4 protein-coding genes are annotated in these 6,100 nt (G+C 71.7%); 3 read left to right on the top strand and 1 reads right to left on the bottom strand.

Annotated elements, in window-relative coordinates:
• Nucleotides 1–67: 67 nt before the first annotated feature.
• From ACFW2E_RS39265 to ACFW2E_RS39255, 3 genes are all read left to right on the top strand, one after another.
• Complete coding sequence (locus ACFW2E_RS39265; RefSeq protein ID WP_384474583.1) at nucleotides 68–2,017, top strand: IucA/IucC family protein; 1,950 nt, start codon at nucleotides 68–70, stop codon at nucleotides 2,015–2,017.
• A gap of 105 nt (nucleotides 2,018–2,122) precedes the next feature.
• Nucleotides 2,123–2,950, top strand: a complete 828-nt coding sequence (locus tag ACFW2E_RS39260; protein WP_384474580.1) for a GNAT family N-acetyltransferase — start codon at nucleotides 2,123–2,125, stop codon at nucleotides 2,948–2,950.
• A 202-nt stretch (nucleotides 2,951–3,152) separates the two neighbouring features.
• Nucleotides 3,153–5,129 carry an ATP-dependent DNA helicase gene (locus ACFW2E_RS39255; RefSeq protein WP_384474577.1) on the top strand — a complete coding sequence of 659 codons (1,977 nt, stop codon included), beginning with the start codon at nucleotides 3,153–3,155 and terminating at the stop codon, nucleotides 5,127–5,129.
• Nucleotides 5,130–5,279: 150 nt separating this feature from the next.
• On the opposite strand, the gene lexA is transcribed toward ACFW2E_RS39255, so the two are convergent.
• Nucleotides 5,280–6,059 carry a transcriptional repressor LexA gene (gene lexA / locus ACFW2E_RS39250; RefSeq protein ID WP_384474574.1) on the bottom strand — a complete coding sequence of 260 codons (780 nt, stop codon included), beginning with the start codon at nucleotides 6,057–6,059 and terminating at the stop codon, nucleotides 5,280–5,282.
• Nucleotides 6,060–6,100 lie beyond the last annotated feature (41 nt).

Here is a 6,100-nt window from a genome sequence, read left to right as displayed (position 1 = left end):
CGGGACGTACCAAACGGTTCGAACGCCGACCAAGGTCTCCAGCCACCCGAACGCCCAAGGAACAGTCTTGAACGCGATCCCCACCCCCAACGGCCGTTCCCACGCCCCGGACCACGATTCCGGCAACCCTCGAACGCCGGTGCTCACCGCCGAGCCGCTGCCCCCGCAGGGGCACGGCGCATTGGAGGCCGAGCGCGCACGAGACACCCCCACCGACCTCCTGGAGCACCCCGACCCGCACACCGCCGCCCAGGCCGCCGCGGTGGAGAACCTGCTCCGCTGCTGGGTACGGGAGACGAGTCTCACCGCGCCCGACGCCGGCACTCTCCGCATCCCGCTGCCCGCCAGCGGCACCTCGCTGAACGCACCAGTCCACTACTGGTCGCCGACCGGCTCACACCGCTTCGGACTTCCGCGTCTGGCCGACGCCCCCGCGGACGCCCCACCGCTCGACGCGGTCACCCTCGCGGCGCTGCTGGCCAGGGAGACGCCGTGCCCTGGGCCCGAAGCCGGTCCCAGCGGCACCCAAACCGCGGTGAGCACCGACGGCGGAGACCTCGTCGCACGGGTCGCCGACTCCGTCCGCCGTACCGTCACCTTCATCGGCGAGCGGCGCGAGCGGCCCGCGGACGGACCCGACCTGTTCCTCGCCGCGGAACAGGCGCTCCTGCTCGGACACCCGCTCCATCCGACCCCGAAGAGCCGCGAGGGCCTGTCCGAGGCCGAAGCCCGCCTGTACTCACCGGAGTTGCGCGGATCCTTCCCGCTGCACTGGATGGCCGTCGCCCCTTCGGTGCTCGCGGCCGACTCGGCCTGGACCGAGCGAGGCCGTCCCGTACCGGCTGACCGGCTCCTGACTCGCCTCGCCGGAACAGAGCTGCCACTGCCCGACGGATATCTGGCCCTGCCTCTCCACCCCTGGCAGTCCCGCGAGATCCGGCACCGCGACGACACCGCTGCCCTGCTCGACGCGGGGCTGCTCCGCCAACTCGGTCCCCACGGCACCCCGTGGCATCCCACCTCCTCCGTCCGCACCGTCCACCAGTCCGGAGCCCCCGCGATGCTCAAGCTGTCGCTGGGCCTGCGGATCACCAACTCCCGCCGGGAGAACCTCCGTAAGGAACTTCACCGCGGAGTCGAGGTGCACCGCCTGCTGCGCACCGGCCTGTCCAAGGCATGGCAGGCCGTGCACCCCGGCTTCGACATCGTCCGGGACCCGGCCTGGCTGGCCGTCGACGGTCCGGACGGCCGGCCCGTGCGCGGACTCGACGTGGTGATCCGGCACAACCCGTTCGCCCCGTCCGACGACGTGTCCTGTGTCGCGGGCCTCGTCTCGCCCCGGCCGCGTCCCGCGCCGGCCACCGACGCAGTCCCCGTGCCGCCGGGAACCACGCCCGTGCGCTCCCGGCTCGCACAGGTCGTCACCCGGCTCGCCGAGCGGACCGGCCGACCCGGTGGAGCCGTCGCCACCGAGTGGTTCCTCCGCTACCTGGAACACGTCGTACGTCCCGTGCTGTGGCTGGACAGCGAGGCCGGAATCGCCCTGGAGGCCCACCAGCAGAACACCCTCCTCCTGCTGGACGGCGACGGCTGGCCTGCGGGCGGGCGCTACCGCGACAACCAGGGCTACTACTTCCGCGAGTCCCGGCGCTCCGAACTCGACGCCCGGCTGCCCGGCATCGGCGAGTACAGCGACACCTTCGTCTCCGACCAGGTCACCGACGAACGTTTCGCGTACTACCTCGCCATCAACAACGTGCTCGGCCTGATCGGCGCGTTCGGCTCCCAGCGCCTCGCCGACGAACAACTGCTGCTCGCCGCGTTCCGCCGCTTCCTCGCCGACGTCGCCTCGGGGCCCACCCCGCTGCGCACCTCCCTGCCGGCCCGGCTGCTGGACTCACCCGTTCTGCGCTGCAAGGCCAATCTGCTGACCCGGCTGCACGGCCTCGACGAACTCGTAGGTCCGGTCGACACCCAGTCCGTCTACGTCACCATCGCCAACCCCCTGCACTCCTGATCCACCCAACTTCCGCTCCGCTCATCTCATCCGCCTCATCCGCCTCATCCGCCTCATCCGTCTCCGAGGACCATGACCCACCTCGTCTCCTGAGAGGAGCACGCTGTGCCTCCCATCGACGCGAGCGCCGACGCCGGCCCCGTCCCCCTTCACCCCGGTTGGTCCGATCCCGGTGAGGACAGCGAGGAGACTCTCGACCTGCGCCTGCCCGACGAACTCCTCGCCCTCATCGCCGGGGAGGCCCCCGGGGCCGCGAGCGGTGCCGGGGTGACGGCGCCGGGTGCGGTCCCGGCCGACGCATGGCTCCCCGCCGCCGGCGATCTGAGCACGGCGGCGGCCGACCGGTTCGCCGCCGCGGACGAAGACCTGCTGGACCACCTCGGCGACTGGGGTCCTCTCGTCACACCCGTGGGCCCGTTCCAGCTGGTCCCGGCCCGCCTCGACCGCGACCTCTCGCTCATCAGCGGGTGGATGAACGACCCCGCCGTCGCCGCTTTCTGGGAGCTGGCGGGCTCCCGAGCCCAGACCGAGGACCACCTGCGGGCCCAACTCGCCGGTGACGGGCGCAGCATCCCGTGCGTCGGCGTGCTGGACGGCACCCCGATGAGCTATTGGGAGATCTACCGGGCGGATCTGGACCCGCTCGCCCGCCACTATCCGGCCCGCCCGCACGACACCGGTGTCCATCTCCTCATCGGCGGTGTCGCCGACCGTGGACGGGGACTGGGGTCCGCCCTGCTCAGAGCCGTAGCCGACCTCGTACTCGACCGTCGCCCCGCCTGCGCGCGCGTCATCGCGGAGCCCGATCTTCGCAACACGCCCTGCGTGGCCGCCTTCCTCAACGCGGGTTTCCGGTTCGCCGCGGAGGTCGACCTGCCCGCGAAGCGGGCCGCACTCATGATCCGGGACCGGTCCCTGCGTGATCGGCTGTAGCACCGCGTGACCTCATCTTCACACCCGGTGCACCGCTCGGCCCGAAGCGGTGCCCACCCGGCCCGCATTGGCCTCCGCCGAGACGGGCCTCCGTGAGACCACCTCTGCCCCGTCCCGTGCGAGGAGCCCTGGCCGTGATCCCACCCCTGGTCCCAGCCTTGATCGCCCGTTTGTCAGTGCCGGGCCGTAGGGTGGTCGCGCTATGACGAAGCCCTCACTCCCTGAACTCCTGCATGCCGCCGTCACCGCCGTCGGCGGTACGGAGCGCCCCGGCCAGGTGACCATGGCCGAAGCGGTCGCCGAGGCGATCGACGACGGATCCCACCTGCTGGTCCAGGCCGGCACCGGCACCGGAAAGTCGCTCGGCTATCTCGTGCCCGCGCTCGCGCACGGGGAGCGTGTCGTGGTGGCGACAGCCACTCTGGCCCTGCAGCGTCAGCTGGTGGAGCGCGACCTGCCGCGCACGGTCGACGCGCTGCACCCGCTGCTGCGTCGCCGTCCGGAGTTCGCGATGCTGAAGGGCCGGTCGAACTACCTGTGCCTGCACCGTCTCCACGAGGGCATGCCGCAGGACGAGGAAGAGGGCCTCTTCGACCAGTTCGAGGCTGCCGCGCCCACCAGCAAGCTGGGCCAGGACCTGCTCCGGTTGCGCGACTGGGCGGACGAGACGGAGAGCGGTGACCGCGACGCCCTCACGCCGGGCGTCTCCGACCGTGCCTGGGGCCAGGTGTCGGTGTCGTCCCGCGAGTGCCTGGGCGCCTCGAAGTGCGCGTACGGCGCCGAATGCTTCGCGGAGATGGCTCGCGAGCGCGCCAAGCTGGCCGAGGTCGTCGTCACCAACCACGCGCTGCTGGCGATCGACGCCATCGAGGGTGCTCCGGTGCTGCCGCAGCACGAGGTGCTGATCGTGGACGAGGCCCACGAACTGGTCTCCCGCGTCACCGGCGTCGCGACCGGCGAGCTCACGCCCGGCCAGGTCAACCGGGCGGTGCGCCGCGCCGCGAAGCTGGTCAACGAGAAGGCCGCCGACCAGCTCCAGACCGCCGCCGAGGGCTTCGAACGGCTGATGGAGCTGGCCCTGCCGGGTCGCCTGGAGGAGATTCCCGAGGATCTCGGCTACGCCTTGATGGCTCTGCGGGACGCCGCCCGCACCGTCATCTCCGGAATCGGTGCCACGCGTGACAAGTCGGTCCAGGACGAGGACGCGGTGCGCAAGCAGGCGCTGGCCTCCGTGGAGACGGTGCACGACGTGGCCGAGCGCGTCCTGAACGGATCGGAATGGGACGTCGTCTGGTACGAGCGACACGACCGCTTCGGGGCCTCACTGCATGTCGCTCCGATGTCCGTCTCCGGCCTGCTCAGGGAGAAGCTCTTCGCTGACCGCTCCGTCGTCCTCACCTCGGCGACGCTCAAACTGGGCGGTGACTTCAACGGGGTGGGCGCTTCCCTGGGACTGGCCCCCGAGGGCAGCGAGGGCGACGACCTCCCGAAGTGGAAGGGCGTCGACGTCGGCTCGCCCTTCGACTACCCCAAGCAGGGCATCCTCTACGTCGCCAAGCACCTCTCGCGCCCGGCGCGCGACGGTGACCGCGCCGACATGCTCGATGAGCTGACCGAGCTCATTCAGGCGGCCGGCGGACGCACGCTCGGTCTCTTCTCCTCCATGCGCGCCGCCCAGCTCGCTGCCGAGGAACTGCGCTCCCGCGTTCCGGAGTTCCCGATCCTGCTCCAGGGCGAGGAGACGCTCGGCGAGCTGATCAAGAACTTCGCGGCGGACCCGAAGACCTGCCTATTCGGCACGCTCTCGCTGTGGCAGGGCGTCGACGTCCCCGGCCCCAGCTGTCAGCTCGTCGTCATGGACAAGATCCCGTTCCCGCGCCCGGACGACCCGCTGATGAGCGCCCGCCAGAAGGCGGTCGAGGATGCCGGCGGCAATGGCTTCATGGCGGTCGCGGCCACCCACGCGGCGCTGCTCATGGCCCAGGGTGCCGGGCGTCTCGTTCGGGCCTCCGGGGACCGAGGCGTGGTCGCGGTGCTGGACCAGCGGCTGGCCACCGCCCGGTACGGCAGCTATCTGAAGGCGTCGCTGCCCGACTTCTGGTCCACCACGGACCGCAACCAGGTGCGGAAGTCGCTGGCCGCGATCGACGCGGCCGCGAAGCAGTCGGAAGCGGAGTGACCGGGGGTCTGTCCCGGCGTCGGGACGGACCCCCCATGTACAGCGGCCAAGGGATACGGGCCCGGACAGAACAGGGCCCCGGAACCGGCGCAGGGGTCCCGGGGCCCGGTCAGGGGACGGGCGGCATCTCGTGCTCGCCCGCCGCAGCCGTCACACGCGGCGCAGCACGGCGACGACCTTGCCCAGGATGGTCGCGTCGTCGCCGGGGATCGGCTCGTACGCCGAGTTGTGCGGGAGGAGCCAGACGTGGCCGTCCTCGCGCTTGAAGCGCTTGACGGTCGCCTCGCCGTCGAGCATGGCGGCCACGATGTCGCCGTTCTCGGCGACCGGCTGGCGGCGGACGGTGACCCAGTCGCCGTCGCAGATGGCGGCCTCGATCATGGAGTCGCCGACGACCTTCAGGACGAACAGCTCGCCGTCGCCGACCAGCTGCCGGGGCAGAGGGAAGACGTCCTCGACGGACTCCTCGGCGAGGATCGGGCCACCGGCGGCGATGCGTCCGACGAGCGGCACGTACGACGCGGCGGGCTTGCCGGCGGTGTCCGTGGGCTGCACGGGGGCGGCCTGGTCGGAGCCGCGAACCTCGTAGGCGCGCGGGCGGTGCGGGTCGCGACGCAGGAAACCCTTGCGCTCGAGTGCCATCAGCTGGTGCGCGACGGATGAGGTACTGGAAAGGCCGACGGCCTGGCCGATCTCCCGCATCGACGGGGGGTAGCCGCGCCGCTGCACGGAGTCGCGGATGACTTCGATCACCCTGCGTTGCCGGTCGGTCAGTCCCGAGCTGTCCGCCCGGATGCCGGGAGGTCGGCCCGGCAGGGAGCGCTTGTGCGCCTCTGGACTCGCGGCGTCGCTCATCGCGTGCATCGGCTCAGGTCGGCCCTGGGGGCGGTCCTGGGCAGTGATGGCGGCACTGTCGGCGGTGGTGGTCACGTCGGCCCCTCTCGATGGTCTCCCTGCTGCCCAACGGTAGT

This window comes from Streptomyces sp. NPDC058964 (assembly GCF_042741275.1).
Taxonomy (GTDB): Bacteria; Actinomycetota; Actinomycetes; order Streptomycetales; family Streptomycetaceae; genus Streptomyces.
Note: the sequence above shows the minus strand (reverse complement) of the source record. Positions and strands in the feature narration are given on the sequence as shown.

Bases quoted from the DNA above. Each gene is read 5' to 3' on its own strand.
- ACFW2E_RS39255 (WP_384474577.1), top strand. From the start codon at position 3,153: ATGACGAAGCCCTCACTCCCTGAACTCCTGCATGCCGCCGTCACCGCC.